General features: G+C 71.9%; 11 protein-coding genes. 5 read left to right on the plus strand and 6 right to left on the minus strand.

What is annotated here, in order from left to right; translation table 11 throughout:
• Positions 1 to 109 precede the first annotated feature (109 nt).
• From OHA03_RS00920 to OHA03_RS00940, 5 genes are read left to right on the plus strand one after another with little or no spacing between them, the layout of a single operon-like run.
• Positions 110 to 3,736: a DUF4132 domain-containing protein gene (locus OHA03_RS00920; protein WP_266999765.1), complete on the plus strand. Its 3,627-nt coding sequence runs from the start codon at positions 110 to 112 to the stop codon at positions 3,734 to 3,736.
• Positions 3,733 to 4,905, plus strand: coding sequence for an AAA family ATPase (locus OHA03_RS00925; RefSeq protein ID WP_266999768.1), 1,173 nt, complete (start codon positions 3,733 to 3,735; stop codon positions 4,903 to 4,905). Before OHA03_RS00920 ends, OHA03_RS00925 begins: the two co-directional genes overlap by 4 nt.
• The gene (locus tag OHA03_RS00930; protein WP_266999770.1) at positions 4,905 to 7,331 is read left to right on the plus strand and encodes a DUF5682 family protein; all 2,427 of its coding nucleotides are present in this window, start codon (positions 4,905 to 4,907) and stop codon (positions 7,329 to 7,331) included. Before OHA03_RS00925 ends, OHA03_RS00930 begins: the two co-directional genes overlap by 1 nt.
• A complete protein-coding gene (locus OHA03_RS00935) occupies positions 7,328 to 8,488 on the plus strand; it encodes a VWA domain-containing protein (protein ID WP_266999772.1) in 1,161 nt (386 codons plus the stop codon). The genes OHA03_RS00930 and OHA03_RS00935 overlap by 4 nt, the downstream gene beginning before the upstream one ends.
• Positions 8,485 to 10,467, plus strand: coding sequence for a hypothetical protein (locus OHA03_RS00940; RefSeq protein WP_266999774.1), 1,983 nt, complete (start codon positions 8,485 to 8,487; stop codon positions 10,465 to 10,467). Before OHA03_RS00935 ends, OHA03_RS00940 begins: the two co-directional genes overlap by 4 nt.
• 30 nt (positions 10,468 to 10,497) lie before the next feature.
• Here OHA03_RS00940 and OHA03_RS00945 read toward each other — a convergent pair whose 3' ends face one another.
• From OHA03_RS00945 to OHA03_RS00970, 6 genes are all read right to left on the minus strand, one after another.
• A complete protein-coding gene (locus tag OHA03_RS00945; RefSeq protein WP_266999776.1) occupies positions 10,498 to 11,844 on the minus strand; it encodes a 6-phospho-beta-glucosidase in 1,347 nt (448 codons plus the stop codon).
• Positions 11,845 to 11,999: 155 nt separating this feature from the next.
• Positions 12,000 to 13,598, minus strand: coding sequence for a cytochrome P450 (locus tag OHA03_RS00950; protein ID WP_266999778.1), 1,599 nt, complete (start codon positions 13,596 to 13,598; stop codon positions 12,000 to 12,002).
• Between the two features lie 110 nt (positions 13,599 to 13,708).
• Positions 13,709 to 14,323: an ATP/GTP-binding protein gene (locus tag OHA03_RS00955; RefSeq protein WP_093779424.1), complete on the minus strand. Its 615-nt coding sequence runs from the start codon at positions 14,321 to 14,323 to the stop codon at positions 13,709 to 13,711.
• Complete coding sequence (locus tag OHA03_RS00960) at positions 14,304 to 14,675, minus strand: DUF742 domain-containing protein (RefSeq protein WP_266999780.1); 372 nt, start codon at positions 14,673 to 14,675, stop codon at positions 14,304 to 14,306. Before OHA03_RS00960 ends, OHA03_RS00955 begins: the two co-directional genes overlap by 20 nt.
• Positions 14,672 to 15,079 (minus strand): roadblock/LC7 domain-containing protein, encoded by a 408-nt coding sequence (locus tag OHA03_RS00965; RefSeq protein WP_030929977.1) that lies wholly within the window; start codon positions 15,077 to 15,079, stop codon positions 14,672 to 14,674. The genes OHA03_RS00960 and OHA03_RS00965 overlap by 4 nt, the downstream gene beginning before the upstream one ends.
• Entirely contained in the window at positions 15,076 to 16,674 is a 1,599-nt protein-coding gene (locus OHA03_RS00970; RefSeq protein ID WP_266999786.1) for a sensor histidine kinase KdpD, read from the minus strand. The genes OHA03_RS00965 and OHA03_RS00970 overlap by 4 nt, the downstream gene beginning before the upstream one ends.
• Positions 16,675 to 16,953: the final 279 nt, after the last annotated feature.

Consider the following 16,953-nt stretch of genomic DNA (forward strand, 5'->3'; position numbering starts at 1 on the left):
CGCTCGGTGCACCGTCACGCTGCGTTGTCAGTGGCGGGTTCTAGTGTGGCAGCACTGATCGAGAAGCCCGCCGCGAAGCGGGCTGTCCAGGTGTGAAGGGGGCGGGCCGGTGCGGCGCTGGGAGTACGTCGAGGGCAGTGCATCGAAGTTCTGGGAGACCGGGGCCGACGGCGCCGTGGTGACGGTGCGGTACGGGCGGTGCGGAAGTGACGGGCGCACGCAGAGCAAGGAGTACGCGTCGGCGGACGCCGCGCGGGAGCAGGTCCGCAGGACGATCGCGGAGAAGGAGCGCAAGGGCTACCGGGAGGTGGGCAGGACCACGGTGGTCGCCGAGACGTCCGAACAAGCCCTCACGCAGGCCGCCGATGCTGCCGACGCGACTGTGGGTGTGCTGCCCGACGAGGACACCTTCGAGCTGCCGGCCGCCTGGCGGCGCCAGTTGCACCCGCGGCGCGGCGGTGTGCGGCGATCTGCGGGCAAGGCCTCACAGGAAGCGCTGGACACGGTGGAGCGCAGGCTCTCCGAGGAGCGTGGGTGGATCGCCGAGCTTCTGGCGGCTCCGAGCAGCGACGACCGGCTCGTCGAGTCCGCCCGGGCGCATCTGGCCGGCAGTCCCGATCCCGTCGGGGCGGCGGTCCTGGCCGCGGTGGTCGGCCTCCACCCATTGACGCAGGCGGCATGGGCGGACAGTTGGACCGAGGCGTACGGGCTGCCGTTCGCCGCCCGGGCCGCCGTGGAGCTCTTCACCGTCGAGGCGCACTGGATCCAGAAGGGAACGCGGCGGTACGACCCGTGGCTCGAGGCCCTCACGGGCTCCCGCAACGGGTACTGGACGGGGGCGCGCCGGCCGGCCGCCGACCGGATCCGCGCCCTGCTCGCGAACGCCGACGAGGAGACCTACCGGTCGACGGTCGCCGCGCTCGCCGGGTGCCGCGACGATACGGTGCGCCGAATCGTCGTGTCGTACCTGGTGCCGAGCGAGACGGAGTGGGTGGCCGAGCTCTGTGCGAACCCGCAGGTGATCGCGGAGAGCGACCAGACCTTGCGCTCCATGGTGTTCTGCTCGCTCAACTCGCCCGAGCAGGTCGGCGAGATCGCGGAGCGGCCCGGCGTCGGCTGGTCGGTCGCACTGATCGGGACGGTCGCGGAGGGCATCGGAACGGCGGTCGCCCCGCTGCTGGCCGGCCGCATGAGCGACCGTTACAGCACCGACTATCTGAAGTTGATCGCGAACGCCCTGGTGGAACTCCCGTCGGACGAGGCCTTCGGTCTTCTCCTCACCCACGCGGACGCGAAGCATGTCCGGGCCGCGCTGTTCAAGGCGGCGCACCGCTACCCGGTACGCGCGCTGAGACTGCTCGCCGCAGCCGTGCGCGACGGTTCGGGACCGGGCCCCGCCGAGTCGACCCGGCTGCTGCTCGCCGGACACATCGGCGCCCATCGCGAGCTGGTGGCGACGGTGCTCCCCACGCTCGACGCCGATCTGGCCGCGCTGGTCGATCCGCTGGTCAACCCCGTCGGCCGGGTCGCCGACGCCTCCTCCCAAACGCTGCCGGAACTGCTGGTCTCCCCTCCGTGGTCCCGTCCACGTAAACCCACCCGCACGACGGTCGTCGACGGGCTGACGGCCGAGGCCGAGCCGGGCATCGCCTGGCTGCCGGGCGAGAAGGAGAAGTGGGCTTCCTGCCGCACCTGGCACAACCGCGAGCGTGAGCACACGCACGGCGAGGCGAAGTACTGGGAGGAGCAGGCCGCTTCGTACGCGGCGACGGAGACGCTGACCAGCCTCCAGCCGGCCTGGATGTTCCTGCACGGCCCCGAGGAGACGGTCCGGCCGTGGCTCGGCAAATGGGCCCCGGACGATCTGTGGGACGCCGAGGAGACACTCAAGCCGGTCGCCGCCCGCTTCGGGCTCGACGCACTGCCGGTGCTGCTCCGTGCGGCACCCCACCAGCCGGGTTCGCTCGCCTCGCTGTTCCTGCCGTACGTGGATGTTGCGGTGGCGCGGCACATGGCGGACTGGTCGATGCGGCTCAAGTCGGTTGCAACGACGGCCCGTTCCTGGTTCGTCCGGCACGGCGCCACGGCGGCCGCCTACCTGGTGCCGGACGCGGTCGGCAAGGCCGGGGCCGGTCGTCGTGCCGCCGAGCAGGCGCTGCTGCAGATCGCCGCGGTCCACGGCGACACGGTGGTGCGGGAGGCCGCCGCCGGATACGGCGCCGGTGCGGCAGGCGTGATCGACGAGCTGCTGTCGGCCGACCCGCTGGAGCGGGCGCTGCCCGCCAGGATGCCCGTCGTGCCCGCGTGGGCGGAGCCGGCCCTGCTGCCGCAGATCCGGGTCAGGACCGGCGGCGCGCTGCCGGAGGAGTCCGTCCGACATGCCCTGATGCTCCTGGCGCTGTCCCGGCCCGGGGAGACCTATCCGGGGGTGGCCGTCCTCAGGGAGACGGCGGAGCCGGAGTCGCTCGCCGTGTTCGCCTGGGCGCTGTTCGAGCAGTGGCGGCTGTCCGGGATGCCCGCCAAGGAGTCCTGGGCGCTGCACGCTCTCGGGCTGCTCGGTGACGACGGAACGGTACGGAGTCTCACACCGGTCATCAGGGCCTGGCCCGGCGAGGGCGCACATCACAGGGCGGTCGAGGGTCTCGATGTGCTGGCGGCCATCGGCACCGATGTGGCGCTGCTGCATCTGCACGGCATCTCGCAGCGCGTGAAGTTCAAGGCGCTGAAGGTACGGGCCCAGGAGAAGATCGCCGAGGTGGCGTCGGGGCTGGGGCTGACCGGCGAGCAGCTCTCCGACCGGCTGGTGCCCGACTTCGGACTGGACGCCGGGGGTTCGACGGTCGTCGACTACGGCACCCGCCGTTTCACCGTCGGCTTCGACGAACAGCTGCGGCCGTATGTGCTGGACGGTGACGGCAAGCGCCGCAAGGATCTGCCGATGCCGGGTGCGCGGGACGACGCGGAGCTGGCCCCCGCGGAGCGCAAGCGGTTCATGGCGCTGAAGAAGGATGTGCGGACGGTCGCCTCCGACCAGGTGCGGCGGCTGGAGGCCGCGATGGTGGCGCAGCGTTCCTGGACGACGGCGGAGTTCCGTGAGCTGTTCCTCCACCACCCGTTGCTCTGGCACCTGGTCCGCCGGCTGGTGTGGCTGAGCGAGACCGACGGGGTGACCACCGCGTTCCGGGTGGCGGAGGACCGTACGTTCGCGAATGTCGAGGACGACCCCTTCGAGCCGGCCGACGGCGCGGCGGTGCGGATCGCGCACCCGATGGCGCTGGGTGAGGAGCTCGACGACTGGTCCGAGGTGTTCGCGGACTACGAGATCCTGCAGCCGTTCCCGCAGTTGGGGCGCGCCGTGTTCCGTCTGGCGGACGAAGACGCACCCGGCTACCGGCTGACCCGGTTCGAGGGGCTCAAGGTGCCGACGGGCAAGGTGCTCGGGCTGGAGCGGCGCGGCTGGGAGCGGGGTGTGCCGCAGGACGCCGGGGTCGAGCGGTGGATCTCCAAGCAGCTCGCCGACAACGTCTGTCTGGTGATCGCGCTGGACAGCGGCATCGCGGTCGGGGTCGTCGACATGTTCCCGGACCAGACCCTCGAAACGGTGTGGCTGGACGATCAGCCCAACGACCATTATCTGTTGCGCACCTATCCACTGCGGTTCGCCGATCTCGACCCGGTGACCGTCTCCGAACTGCTGGCCGATCTGACGGAGCTGACCGAGGGCGTCGCGTCATGACCGTACGGAAGACGGATGCGGAGCCGGTGCCGGAAGGCCAGGCCGGCGGGCCGTCGGTCGGTGTGGAGGCCGGGCCGTCCGTGCAACGGCCCCCGGCCGAGGTCCGGTACGCCCACGAGCTGTCCGCTCTGCGCTCCGACGACCGCGATCCGCGGCCGCCGGGCTGGGAGTTGAGTCTGCGGGCGGCGCGCACGTTCGTCATCGGTGACACGGACGCGGGCATCAGCCGGAAGTTCGTCGGTAATCCGTCGCTCGTCGACCGGGCGCTGGTGACCCTGGCGACGAGCCGCGGGCTGATGCTGGTGGGCGAGCCGGGCACCGCCAAGTCGCTGCTGTCCGAGCTGATCGCGGCGGCGGTCAGCGGGGACTCCACGCTGACGGTGCAGGGTGGCGCAGCCACCACGGAGGACCAGATCAAGTACGGTTGGAACTACGCGCTGCTGGTCGCCGAGGGACCGTCGACACGGTCGCTCGTCCCGGCGCCGATGCTGCGCGGGATGGCGGAGGGCCGGCTCGTACGGTTCGAGGAGATCACGCGCTGCCCGCTGGAGGTGCAGGACTCGCTGCTCTCGCTGCTGTCCGAGCGGGTGGTGGCGATCCCCGAGCTGACCGGTCCTGACGGCATGGTCTTCGCCCGGCAGGGCTTCAATGTGATCGCGACAGCCAACACCCGGGACCGGGGCGTCAATGAGATGAGCGCGGCGCTCAAGCGGCGGTTCAACTTCGAGACGGTGTTCCCGATCCCGGACCTGGACACGGAGCTGGCGCTCGTCGAGGCCGAGGTGAGCACCCTGTTGCGGCGCTCGGGCGTGGAGCCGCCACCGGACCGGAACGTCCTGGAGGTCCTGGTCGGTACGTTCCGCGAGCTGCGCGCGGGCGGCGGGTCGGGCGGTCCGGACGGCTCGGGTGCGGGCCCGGACCGGCCCTCGGCCGTGATGAGTACGGCGGAGGCGGTCTCGGTCGCGCATGCCGTCGGCGTACGCGGCTGGTTCCTGCGCGGCGAGCCGGGCAGCGCGGCCGATGTGGTGGCGTGTCTGGCCGGTACGGCTGCCAAGGACAGCCCGGAGGACCTGGCCCGGCTGCGCCGCTATCTGGAGCAGCAGGTGCCGCGCCGCCGCGGCCCGCAGTGGCAGGCCCTGTACGACGCACGTCATCTGCTGGCCGACTGATGCCCGCCGTGTTCCTGGGGGTGCGCCACCACTCCCCCGCCTGCGCCCGGCTCGTCGAGCGGACCATCGAGGAACTGCGCCCCGCCCATGTGCTGGTGGAGGGCCCGGCCGAGATGAACGCCCGGCTGGACGAGCTGCTGCTCGGGCACGAGCTGCCGGTCGCGGTGTTCAGCCACTACCGCGACGGGCATCGGGCCGCTACGTCCTGGGCGCCGCTGTGCGACTACTCGCCGGAGTGGGTCGCGCTGCGGGCGGGTCGGGCGGCCGGGGCCGAGGTCCGCTTCATCGATCTGCCGGCCTGGCATCCGGCGTTCGCCGAGCGCGCCAACCGGTACGCCGACGCGGAGGTCCGGTACGCAGAGGCCACCGAGCGGCTCTGCCGGCACTTCGCGGTGGACTCCTCGGACGCGCTGTGGGACCGGTTGTTCGAGGTGGAGCCGGACGACGGTCTCGCCGCACGTCTCGACGCGTACTTCGCGCTGGTGCGCGGGGACGCGGAGGCCGATGCGGGTGACCGGGCACGCGAGGCCTACATGGCGGCGTGGGTGCGGAGGGCGGTGGCTGCGGCCGGGGAGCGGCCGGTGCTGGTGGTGACCGGTGGCTTCCACCAGCCGGCGCTGCGCGCGCTCGCCGGGGTCCGTGGCACCTACGGGATCGTTGACCCCTCTGGCGAGGCTGTCGGTGCTGTCGAGGCTTCCGGTGCTGTCGGCGAACTTCCTTTCGACGGCGGTGGGGACGGTTGGGCACTCGGGGCTGACGGGTGGCCGCAGGTGCCCGCTCCTCCGGCGGAGGCACGGGCGGGGAGTTTCCTCGTGCCGTACTCGTTCCGCCAGTTGGACGCGTTCGCCGGGTACCAGTCGGGCATGCCGTCGCCCGGCTACTACCAGCAGGTGTGGGAAGCGGGCCCCGAGGCCGCGGCGGACGGGCTGCTGCGGATGGTCGTCGAGCGGCTGCGGGCCCGGAAGTTCCCGGTGTCCACCGCCGATCTGATCGCGGCACGCAGTCTGGCCCAGGGGCTCACCGCGCTGCGCGGCCATCCGCGTCCCGCCAGGATCGATGTACTGGACGGTCTCGCGGGTGCCCTGATCACGGACGACCTGGACCGCCCGCTGCCGTGGACGAGCCGGGGCACGTTGTCGACGGGCAGCCATCCCGCGGTCGTCGAGATGGTGGCGGCCTGCAGCGGCGACCGCACCGGGCGGCTGCATCCCGCCACCCCGGCGCCGCCACTCGTACACGATGTGGCGGCGCAACTCGCCCGGCTGGGACTCGACGGAGGTCACGGCTCCTCGTACCGCCTCGACCTCACCGACGCCACCGATCTGGAGCGCAGCCGGGTGCTGCACCGGCTGCGGGTGCTGGGGATCCCCGGTCACGGGCGGACCGCCGGTCCCGAGCACGGCATCGACCCGGTGTTCACCGAACGCTGGGAGCCGCGGCCGTCGCCGGGGCGCGAGGCCGCGCTGGTCGAGGCGGGGGCGTACGGGGCGGGACTGACGGAGGCGGCAGCGGCCGCGCTCACCGAGCGGACACATGACGCGGAGGCCGGGGCCGACGCGCTGGCCGGGGTGCTGTTCGACGCCGTGCTGTGCGGGGTGGGCGCCCTCTCGGAGCAACTGCTCGCCGAACTGGCTGCGCGCGTCGGTGAGCTGAAGACGCCGGGGCCGCTCGGCGACGTGCTCGCCACGGCTCTGGGCCTGTGGCGGCACGACCGCGTGTACGGGGTGGCGCGCGGCCCCTTGCTCGGCGCCGTGATCGACGGGGCGACGGGACGGCTGCTGTGGCTCCTGGAGGGCGCGCGCGGTGCGTCGGGGGTGGACTTCCCCCGGTTGCGGGCCGTGGTCGCCGTGCGGGATGCGGTGCTGCACGCGCCGGAGTTGCTTGCGGCGTCGCGGGCGACAGTCGCCGGGATCGCCCAGCGGATCACCCGTGACCCGGACGCCCCGATCGATCTTCGGGGAGCCGCATTCGGCCTGCACCGGGCGCTGGGAGCGGTGCCGGGGACATCGACGGATCCGGCCGAGGCGGTGCGTACGGTGGCGGCGGCCGGCCCGGATGCGCTCGGCGACTGGCTGGCCGGGCTGTTCGCGCTCGCCCGTGACGAGGTGACGGGTGCGGTGGAGAGCGGTGGTGAAGACGGCGGCGCCACGGAGTCGCTGGTCGATGTGCTGGACAGCCTGGTCTGTGCGCTGCCCGACGACGACTTCCTGTCGGGTCTGCCCGCGCTGCGCCAGGCCTTCGCGTTCTTCCCACCACGTGAACGCGAGCGGATCGCCGGAAAGTTGCTGGAGCGGCGCGGGGTGCGCGGCTCGGCACGCGGTCTGCTGCGGACCACCGCGGACCCGCTGCTGATCGCCCGCGCCGGCTCCCTGGAGGAGAACGTGTCCCGCGTGCTGTCCCGTTACGGCCTGGGAGCCGCATCATGACCACGACACCCGAACCGACCACGCCCGACGCCGGGCTGGAGCGCTGGCGGCTGATCCTCGGCGCCGCCGCCGAACGGCACACCGGACCGCTGGGGCAGGGCCACGCCGCGCAGGATGCGGCGCTCGACTGGCTCTACGGCCGTGACCCCGACCTCGCCAGGCGCGGGGTGCGCCGCTCGGGGACGAGCACCCGTCGCACCGGTGGGGACGGGCCTTCGCCGGTGACCGCGATCGACTGGCTCGACGACATCCACCGGCTCTTCCCGAAGGAGACCATCGAGCGACTGGAGCGGGACGCCGTCGAGCGGTACGGCATCCAGGAGATCGTCACCGACCCGGCGGTTCTGGAGCGGGTCGAGCCGAGCCCCACACTGCTGCGGGCCGTGCTGCGCACCAAGCACCTGATGAACCCGCAAGTGCTGCGGCTTGCCAGGCGCATCGTCGCGTCGGTCGTCAAGGAGCTCCTGGCCAAGCTGCAGCCGGAGGTCCGCCGGGCGTTCCACGGCACCCGCTCCCGCAAGCCGAGCCGGGTGCCGCTGGCGAGGGACTTCGACTTCCGGCAGACCGTACGGGCCAACCTCGCCCACTACCAGCCCGGGGAGCGGCGCCTCCTGATCGAGCGGGCGCACTTCCACTCCCGTACCCAACGCCACCTCACTCAGTGGCAGTTGATCCTGCTGGTCGACCAGTCGGGTTCGATGACCGGTTCGGTGATCCACTCCGCGGTGACCGCCGCCTGCCTGTGGGGGCTGCCGGGCCTCAAGACGCACCTCGTCGCCTTCGACAGCAATGTGGTGGACCTGACCTCGGAGGTGTCGGACCCGGTGGAGCTGCTGATGCGGGTCCAGCTCGGCGGCGGCACGGACATCGCGCGGGCCGTGCAGTACGGCGCGGATCTGGTGGAGAACCCTCGCCGCACGATCGTCGCGATGATCACCGACTTCTACGAGGGCGGCGACTCCTACCGGCTGCTGCGCACAGTGCGCGGGCTGGTGCAGCAGGGCAGCACGGTGCTCGGCCTGGCCGCTCTGGACGAGGACGCGAACCCCGACTACGACCGCGAGCTGGCCGGTCGGCTCGCCGAGGCCGGCGCACACATCGGGGCGATGACACCGGGCCGGCTCGCCGAATTCGTCGCCGAGAGGCTGGGCCGATGACCGAAACGACCACCGGGCCCGTGCCCCGCGCCGATCTGCTGGCTCTCACCCCCGACACGCTCACCGCGCTCGCCAACCGCGGCCTGGTCAAACGGGCCACGAAGGAGCTGGACGCGGGCGCCGTGCCCAGCCTCACGACCGAGCCCGACACCACGGTCCGTGCTCGCTTCGACGACGGCATCAGCGCGGTCCTTCCGCCCGGTGTCGGTCTGGACAACGGCAGTTGCAGCTGCTCCGCCCCCGGCGTGTGCCGCCACCTCGTCGCACTCGTCCTCGCCTATCAGCGTGATGCCGGGGCCGGCACGGACGGCGCCCCGGTCCCCGTTCCCGTCACCCACTGGTCCCCCGGCTCCACCGACGACAGTGCGCTGGCCGATGCTCTCGGCGCCCGCACACTCGCCGCGGCCCGTCGCACGTTCGAGCGTGGTTACGGCGCCCTGGTGCACCGCCCCACGGCCGAGCGTCCGGAGCCCTGGGTCGAGCTGCCCACCTGTACGGTGCGGTTCCCGGTGCCCGGCGAGATCGCGTACGCGCTGACGGACGCGGCCGCCGCGGTGCGGGACGAGATGGTGGCGCTGGCGGTCTGGGCGTTCCGGGTCGCCGACGAAGCGGGGACCGAGGACCGGTCCACCACCGTCCAGGTCGGCGGGCGCCCCACTGCCCGGCCCACGGCCCGCCCCGAACTGGACGCGGCGACGGCGCTCGCCGACGAGCTGCTGAGGGAGGGGGTGGCCCATGCCGGACCGGTGCTCCGAGGTGCCCTGGCCCATGCCGGTGACGCGCTGGCCGCCGGGTCGCTGCACTGGCCGGCCGGCGCGGTCGCCGAACTGACCGGCCAGCTCGCGGCCTACGCCGACCGCACCGCCCACTACCGCCCCGAGCTGGTCGCCGCCCTGCTCACCGAGGTCCACGCCCGGCAGCGGGCCGCCGCGGTACCCGGTGCGCTCGGCACCCGGGAGGCCGGGGACACCCCGCTGCGCCGGGTCCGGCTCACCGCGCTGGGCTGCCGGGTCCGCGGCACGGCCGAAGCCCTGGTCGCCGAGGTGTACTTCGCGCACCCCGGCGCGGGCTCGGTCCTGGTCCTGCGCAGGGAGTGGACGGCCGACGACCAGGAGCTCACCGGACACCGGCTGGCCACCCGCCGTGTCCTGTCCACTTCGCTCTCCGCGCTGGCCACCGGCAGTCTGGTCAGCGAGAGCGTCCGGCGCACCGCGAGCCGCGCCCTGACGATCGCCCGGGGCCGGCTCGGAACCACGAGCATCACCCCGGTCGGCGCCGCGTGGACGGATCTCCCCGATCCCCTCCTCGTACGCGACCTGTCGGCTCTGACGGCAAGTTGGCGGGGGCGGCCGCCGCGGCTGATCCGCCCGAGGGTCGAGGCGGAATCGGTGCGGGTCGTCGCCCTGTCCGAGGTCGGGAGTATCGGGTACGACCCCGCCGAGCAGTGTCTCGAAGCGCATGTCCGGGACGCTGCGGGAACGTCCGCCGTGCTGACGTCCGCCTATCGCCCGGAGTGCCCGGGGGCGCTGGACGCCCTGGCCGACGCGTTGGGGAGTGGCGCCACGCATATCAGCGGTTCGGTGCACCGCTCCGGCGGCGGCATCGTCATCGACCCGATCGCGGTGCTCACCCCGGCCGGGGTGACCGTGCCCGATCTGGCCGCCGGTGACGGCTCCACGGCCCTGGCGGCGGCCGGAAGCCGCTCACCGGATCCGCTGACCGCGGCGCTCGACGAGGCGATATCCGCGCTCGCCGCCGCGGCCCACAACGGGCTGTCCCGTCCGACCGCCCCGACCCGGTCCCGTATCGACGAAGCGGCGACCGCCCTGTCACGGACCGGGCTGGCCCGCGCGGCGGCATTGCTGCGGGCGTTCCTGAACGCGCTGGACGGGCAGGCGGAGAGCGGACGGACCGCCGCCTGGCTGGAGGCCCAGCTCCACCTCCTGGTCAGCAGCGAGCTGCGGGCCGCCGAAAGCTGATGGCGCTCCGGGGTGAGCAGCCGTGTCCTGTCAGGCCCGGTTCAGATAGGCGAGTCCGGGATGAGCCTTCGTATACCCGTCGACGAGTCGGCGGGCGACCGAGACCGAGTCGACGAGGGGGTGCAGTGCGAAGGCCTGTACGGCGGTGGCGCGTGAGCCGGTTGCCGCCGCGTCGAGGACCGCGCGCTCGACGGCTTTGACCGCCGTGACCAGGCCGACGGCGTGATACGGGAGGGGGTCGACGGCTACGGGGTGGGCGCCGTTGGCGTCGACGAGGCAGGGCACCTCGATGACGGCGTCCGCGTCGAGCACGGACAGCGTGGTGCGGTTGCGGACGTTGAGGATGAGGGAGGTCCGCTCATTGCGGGCGACGGCCCGCATGAGGGCGAGGGCGACCTGTTCGTACCCGCCGGACTCCAGATCGCTCTCGTCCCGCTCTCCGGCCCCGGCGACCTCCCTGTTCTCCGACATGTAGGTGGCCTCGCGTTCGGCGCGGGTGCGGTCCCAGGTCGGCAGGGCGGGGGTGGCCGGGTCCTTCATCCGGGCGTAGAAGCCCTCCTGCTGGTCGCGGAGGAAGGCGCCGCGGGTCTGCTCGGCGTCCTGGTAGGCGCGGACGGCTTCCCGGTTGAAGTAGTAGTAGTGCAGGTACTCGTTGGGGATCGCACCGAGTGAACGCAGCCAGTCGGTGCCGAAGAGCTTGCCCTCCTCGAACGAGCCCAGCAACTCCGGGTCGGCGAGCAGGCGCGGCAGTTCGTCGCGGCCGTCGATGTGCAGCCCGCGGACCCAGCCCAGGTGGTTGAGGCCGACGTAGTCGATCCAGGCGCGGTCGGGGTCCGCGCCCAGGGTCCGGGCGATACGGCGGCCGAGGCCCACCGGCGAGTCGCAGATGCCCATGACCCGGTCGCCGAGGTGGCGGGACATGGCTTCGGTGACCAGACCTGCCGGGTTGGTGAAGTTGATGACCCAGGCGTGCGGGGCGAGCCGTGCGATGCGGCGGGCGAGAGCGTCCGCGACGGGGACGGTGCGCAGCCCGTACGCGATGCCGCCCGCGCCGACCGTCTCCTGACCGAGCACGCCTTCGTCGAGGGCGACCCGTTCGTCGGCGGCACGGCCTTCGAGGCCGCCGACACGGATGGCGGAGAAGACGAAGTCGGCGCCCCGCAGTGCCTCGTCGAGCTCGGTGGTGGCGAGAACGGCGGGTGCGTCCGGCACCCCCTCGGCCTGATCGGCGAGGACACGGGCGACGGCGGTGAGCCGGTCGGCATCGGTGTCGTAGAGGGTGACGGCGGTGACGCGGCCTTCGGCGTGGTCGGCGAGCAGCGCCCCGTACACCAGGGGGACCCGGAATCCGCCGCCGCCCAGAATTGTCAGCTTCACGCTTCCGCATGGTACGGGCCCGAAGCTCCGTACCGTGCCCGCCGCCATCACCGCGGCAAGCGCGCGGGCCGGTGGTCCCGGACTCCGAGGTCCGGGACCACCGGCCCGTAACTGCGTTCGTGCCGACCGTGCCGGTCGGTGCGCGGGCAGCCAGGTCAGTAGCCGCTCCACCAGCGCGTTACCGCGTGCCACAGCCTCGACGGTGCGGCCGGCCTGCGCCGGCGCGGGATCCGGCCGGCTGCCGACTGCCCCGCGGCCGTGTTTTCGGGCGCCGTCTCGGTCCGCACCCCGCCCCCCTGCACCTCAGCGGCCCCGCCGGAGGCAGCCTGCGCTTCGGCACCGGCCGGAACGGGCGAGGGCGCCGGAGTGTGCACCGACGCGGGCGGCGTGTGCCGGACCGACGACTGCACTTCCCAGTTCTCGCGCGCCGGGTTGCGCCGGACCGTCGGCGGCGGTTCGTTGTCGTCCTGCGGCGGGCGGGCGGCGAAGTCCGCGGGCAGTTCCACGAGATGCCGGGACATGATGTTCCCGATCCACTGCAGCTGGCTCTCGTCGACGGCCAGTTCGAGGTCCGGCAGGCGCATCAGCAGGGCATCGACACCGACGTCCGCGATCGCTCGCCCGATGTCCTGGCCGGGGCATTCGTGCGGGCCGCCACTGAACGCGAGGTGGGCGCGGTTGCCCTCCATGTTGGCGGTGAGATCGGGCCGTACCACCGGGTCCGTGTTGGCGGGTGCGATGCCGACGATCAGCGCGTCGCCCTCCCTGATCCGCTGGCCACCGAGCTCCGTGTCGCCGACCGCCCAGCGGCCGAACACCGCGGTGAACGGCGGCTCGTCCCACAGCGTCTGCTCGACCGCCTCCGGCACCGTCATGTGGCCGCCGCTGAGCCTGGCCCGGAACCGCGGGTCGGTGAGCACCATGCGCAGCACGTTGGCGATCAGGTTGGCGGTCGCCTCGTAGGCGGCGATGAGGATCAGCCGCAGATGCTCGGTGACCTCGGTGTCGGTCATTCCCGCGGGATGCTCGACGAGCCAGGTGGCGAAGTCGGCGGCGGGTTCGGTCCGGCGTCGTTGGACCAGCCGGCTCAGCGCGGCAACGACATAGGCGTTGCTCGCGACAGCGGTCGCCGTGCCCCGGGTCATGTCGCGGGCGGCCTGCACCATGCGGTCGTTGTACTCCTCGGGCATGCCGAGGATCGCGCACATCACCATCATCGGCAGCTGCTCGGCGAACTGGCTGACCAGGTCGACACGGCCTTCCTGGCAGAAGTCGTTGACGAGGCGGTTACTGAAGCGGTTGATGTGACGGCGCACGCCGCGGTGGTCGATGCGCGCCATGCTGTCGGTGACCGCGCCGCGCAGCCGTTCATGGGTGTCGCCGTCGGCGAACACGCACACCGGCTGCCAGGTGAAGATCGGGGCCAGCGGGTGGTCCGGGGCGACACTGCCGTCCTGCAGGGCCCGCCAGCGCCGGGAGTCGCGGGAGAACTGCGAGGGGGTGCGGGTCAGGTGCAGGTTCTCGCTGTGCCCGAGCACCAGCCAGGCGGGTACGTCCCCGTGCAGCAGGATCGGTGCCACCGTGCCGTGTTCGGCGCGCAGCTTGTCGTACAGCCCTGCGGGGTCCCGCTCTGCCTCGGGGCCGTAGAACCGGCGCAGCCCGCCGGGTCCGATACCGAGGCCGTGGGCCGGGCACTCGGGCGGTGGAACAGGCCCCGTGGCCGCGCCGGGCTCGTAGTGGAAAGGGGTTGTCACGATCGCTCCAGGGATGAGGCTGCCGAGATCGGATGTGTACGGGCGAGGGATCGAGCGGGTGCCAGGGTGTCCAGCGGAGTGCGCGTGGGGGCGGGCACAGCGCAGTGGGGTCAGCCGAGCGGGACGGCCAGGCTGTGCAGATAGCGCATCAGGGTCATCAGCACATCGCGGCTGGACGCGCGCAGTCTCGCGTCGCAGTCGATCATCGGAACCTCGTCCGGCAGGTCCAGGGCGCTGCGCAATGCCTCGACCGGGTGCTTCGGGGCGTCCGGGAAGGTGTTGACGGCGACGACGAACGGCACGCCACGCTCCTCCAGACGCCCGATCACGTCGAAGCTGACTTCGAGGCGCCGGGTGTCGATGAGCACGACGGCGCCGAGCGCGCCCTCGAAGAGTCCGTTCCACAGGAACCAGAAGCGTTCCTGGCCCGGGGTGCCGAAGAGGTAGAGGATCAGCTCGTCGCTGATGCTGATCCGGCCGAAGTCCATGGCGACGGTGGTGGCGGTCTTGCTCTCCACCCCGACGTTGTCGTCCACGCCGACGCCGGCCTGGGTCATGGTCTCTTCGGTGGTCAGCGGCCGGATCTCGCTGACGGAACCGACCATGGTCGTCTTGCCGACCCCGAACCCACCAACTATCACCACCTTCACAGCCGCTGTGGCCGTGGTGGGCAGGATGTCCTCGGTCCTGGGGCCGGTGATCGTGTCAGAGTTTCTGAAGTCCATGCATCACCGCTTCGAGAAGGGACCTGTCCGGGAGTGTGGCGCGGACGATGGGCGCGCGCGATTCGATCAGTTCGGTCGTGAGGAGATCGGTGAGGAGCAAAGTCACCACGCTGAACGGCAGGCTGAGGTAGGCCGAGACCTCGGCGACGGATAACGGCGCCTGGCAGAGCCGCAGGATCACGGCCTGTTCGGGCTGGACCGTCGGCGCCGGTTCCACCTTCGCGACGATCATCGTGACCAGGTCGAGCACCGCCCGCTCGCTGCCGTCGGGATCGCCGGTGATCACGTACAGCCGTTCCGGATCGCTCAGTGCCGGATCGGCCTTTCGGCGTTCTCGTCGGGGAGAACTCATCCGGCCTGCCCGTCATGACGCGGCGGGCTCGTGAGGTGGGCGCCGATCCTCACGACCATGTCGCGCATCCGTGCTCCGACGAGTCCCGCGTCCACCGTCTCTCCGGCGAGGACCGCGAGGTAGGCACCGGTCCCGGCAGCCATCAAGTAGAAGAAACCGCCGGTGACTTCGATGACGACGAGCCGCATCATCCCGTCGCTGTACGGGATTTCGGAGGCGACGGCGGCGGCCAGGCTCTGCAGTCCGGCGCAGGCGGCCGCCAGCCGGTCGGCGACATCGGGGTCGCCGCCGTGCCGGGCGATGCGCAGGCCGTCCGCGGAGAGCACCACGATCTGATGGATGTCAGGAACGTCGTCGGCCAGTTCCTTGAGCATCCAGTCCATATTGCCCCGCTGCTGGATCACTTCAGATCTCCCTTGTCCCACGCATCGTCAAAGTCTTCGCCGGTCTTCGGCTCCTGCGGCACGCCGTTGACGGCGTTGGTGAATGCCTCCAGCCAGAGTCCGGGCGGCGGCTCCTTGGCGCTGTCGCTACCGTTGCGCTGCCCTGCTGCGGGGGCCGCCGACTGCGCGGGGAGATTGTGCGAGCCGAGCGGTGCGCGGCCGCGGCTGCGGCGCTGCGGGAGGCCGCCGGAGGTCCACTCGGTCACCACAGGGGCGTCGTCCCCCATGGCGGACGCGGACGCGGGGGCGGCCGGCCGGGAGTCGGAGGCGACCGGTCCGGTGGCCGGGCGGGATTCCACGGGGAGAGGCTGGCGGCGCTTGCTGCGCGGCGGCACGACGTGCTTCATGTTCGAGAGGTCGATGTCGCTGGTGGGCCTCGACGTGGCGCCGATGCCGTGGGCGATACCGGGTGCGGGGCCGGTGGTGATCATGGCGCGAGGCACGATGAGGACGGCGCGGACCCCGCCGTACGCGGACTGCCGCAGCGAGACCTGGAGGTCGTACATCCGGGAGAGCCGGCCGACAACGGCCATGCCGAGCCGCGGGGACTCGCCGAGGTCGTTCATATTGGATCCGGCCTGCGCCCTGGCGAGCATGTTCTCCGCCCGTTCGCGGGCCTCCTCGCTGAGGCTGACGCCGCCGTCCTCGATCTCGATGGCGATGCCGGACTGCACCTCGACCGCGGTGACGTGCACCCGGGTCTGCGGCGGCGAGTAGCGGGTGGCGTTGTCGAGGAGCTCGGCGCAGGCGTGGATGAGCGGCTCGACCGCGGTGCCGATGATGGCGACCTTGGCGATCGAGTGCAGATCGACACGCGGGTACTCGAGGATCCGGGACATGGCGCCACGCAGCACACTGAACAGCGGTACGGGCTTGGGCCATTGGCGGCTGGGGCGGGCGCCGCCGAGCACCGCGATGGAGTCGGCGAGGCGGCCGATCAGCGCGGTGCCGTGGTCGATGCGCAGCAGGTCGTCGAAGACGTCGGGGTTGCGACCGTGGTGCTCCTCCATCTCCCGCAGCTCGGAGGCCTGGCGGTGGACGATCGCCTGGACGCGCCGGGCGACGTTGACGAAGGCGCGCTGTCCGGAGTCACGCATCGCCTCTTCGTTGTCGATGATGTCCAGCACCGTGCGGACGAGGGCGCGTTGGGCATCGGGAAGATCGCGATACGTCTCGTCGGAGTCGACGACGTCGCGCAGTACCTCGTCGGGCGAGTTGCCCACCCTGAGCCGGTGGATCGCGGCCGGCAGCAGCTCCTTGCTGATCCGAACGGCCTCTTCGTCATGGGTGGCGAGGCGATGTTCAAGGACGGCGAGGCGGCGTTCGTACTCGGCGCGCTGCCTGCGCATCGCGCGCCGGCGACGGGCGAGCACGACGCCGAGTGAGGCGACCACGACGGTGGCAGCGGCTCCGCACCAGACAACTGCTGTCCGCGCGGGCTCGGAGACCAGCACCGCGGCGGCAGCAGTCGCGCCGGCCATCAGGAGCACGGGGAGCAACGCGGCGCGAGCGACGGGAATTTCTCTGTCGATCGGCGGTGATTCAACTCGAACCATCTAAGACCTCTGACGGTTGATTCGGGAGGTATGCGCACATCCAGGGCACGCAGGAACAAGTGCTCGAATTCATATCAACTCGACTTCACTGCGCGTGAGCTTAGCCAGATAGAAACAGTGCTTCGGCATATTCGCCCAACCCCCTGCGTGAGCGCTCCGGCGGTAATACACTCACGAGTTTTTGCACGCACCGGCTTCAGCCGTGTGCGAGGAGTGACGGAGCGCCCGAACGCGAGCGATGTGACGACTCACGTACCGCTGCGCGGGACATTGTCAGGA

It is taken from the genome of Streptomyces sp. NBC_00154, from assembly GCF_026342835.1.
Lineage (GTDB): Bacteria > Actinomycetota > Actinomycetes > Streptomycetales > Streptomycetaceae > Streptomyces.

Coding starts and splice junctions, on each gene's coding strand:
- OHA03_RS00940 (WP_266999774.1), top strand. CDS start 8,485: ATGACCGAAACGACCACCGGGCCCGTGCCCCGCGCCGATCTGCTGGCT.
- OHA03_RS00935 (WP_266999772.1), top strand. CDS start 7,328: ATGACCACGACACCCGAACCGACCACGCCCGACGCCGGGCTGGAGCGC.
- OHA03_RS00930 (WP_266999770.1), top strand. CDS start 4,905: ATGCCCGCCGTGTTCCTGGGGGTGCGCCACCACTCCCCCGCCTGCGCC.
- OHA03_RS00960 (WP_266999780.1), bottom strand. CDS start 14,675: ATGAGTTCTCCCCGACGAGAACGCCGAAAGGCCGATCCGGCACTGAGC.
- OHA03_RS00955 (WP_093779424.1), bottom strand. CDS start 14,323: ATGGACTTCAGAAACTCTGACACGATCACCGGCCCCAGGACCGAGGAC.
- OHA03_RS00970 (WP_266999786.1), bottom strand. CDS start 16,674: ATGGTTCGAGTTGAATCACCGCCGATCGACAGAGAAATTCCCGTCGCT.
- OHA03_RS00925 (WP_266999768.1), top strand. CDS start 3,733: ATGACCGTACGGAAGACGGATGCGGAGCCGGTGCCGGAAGGCCAGGCC.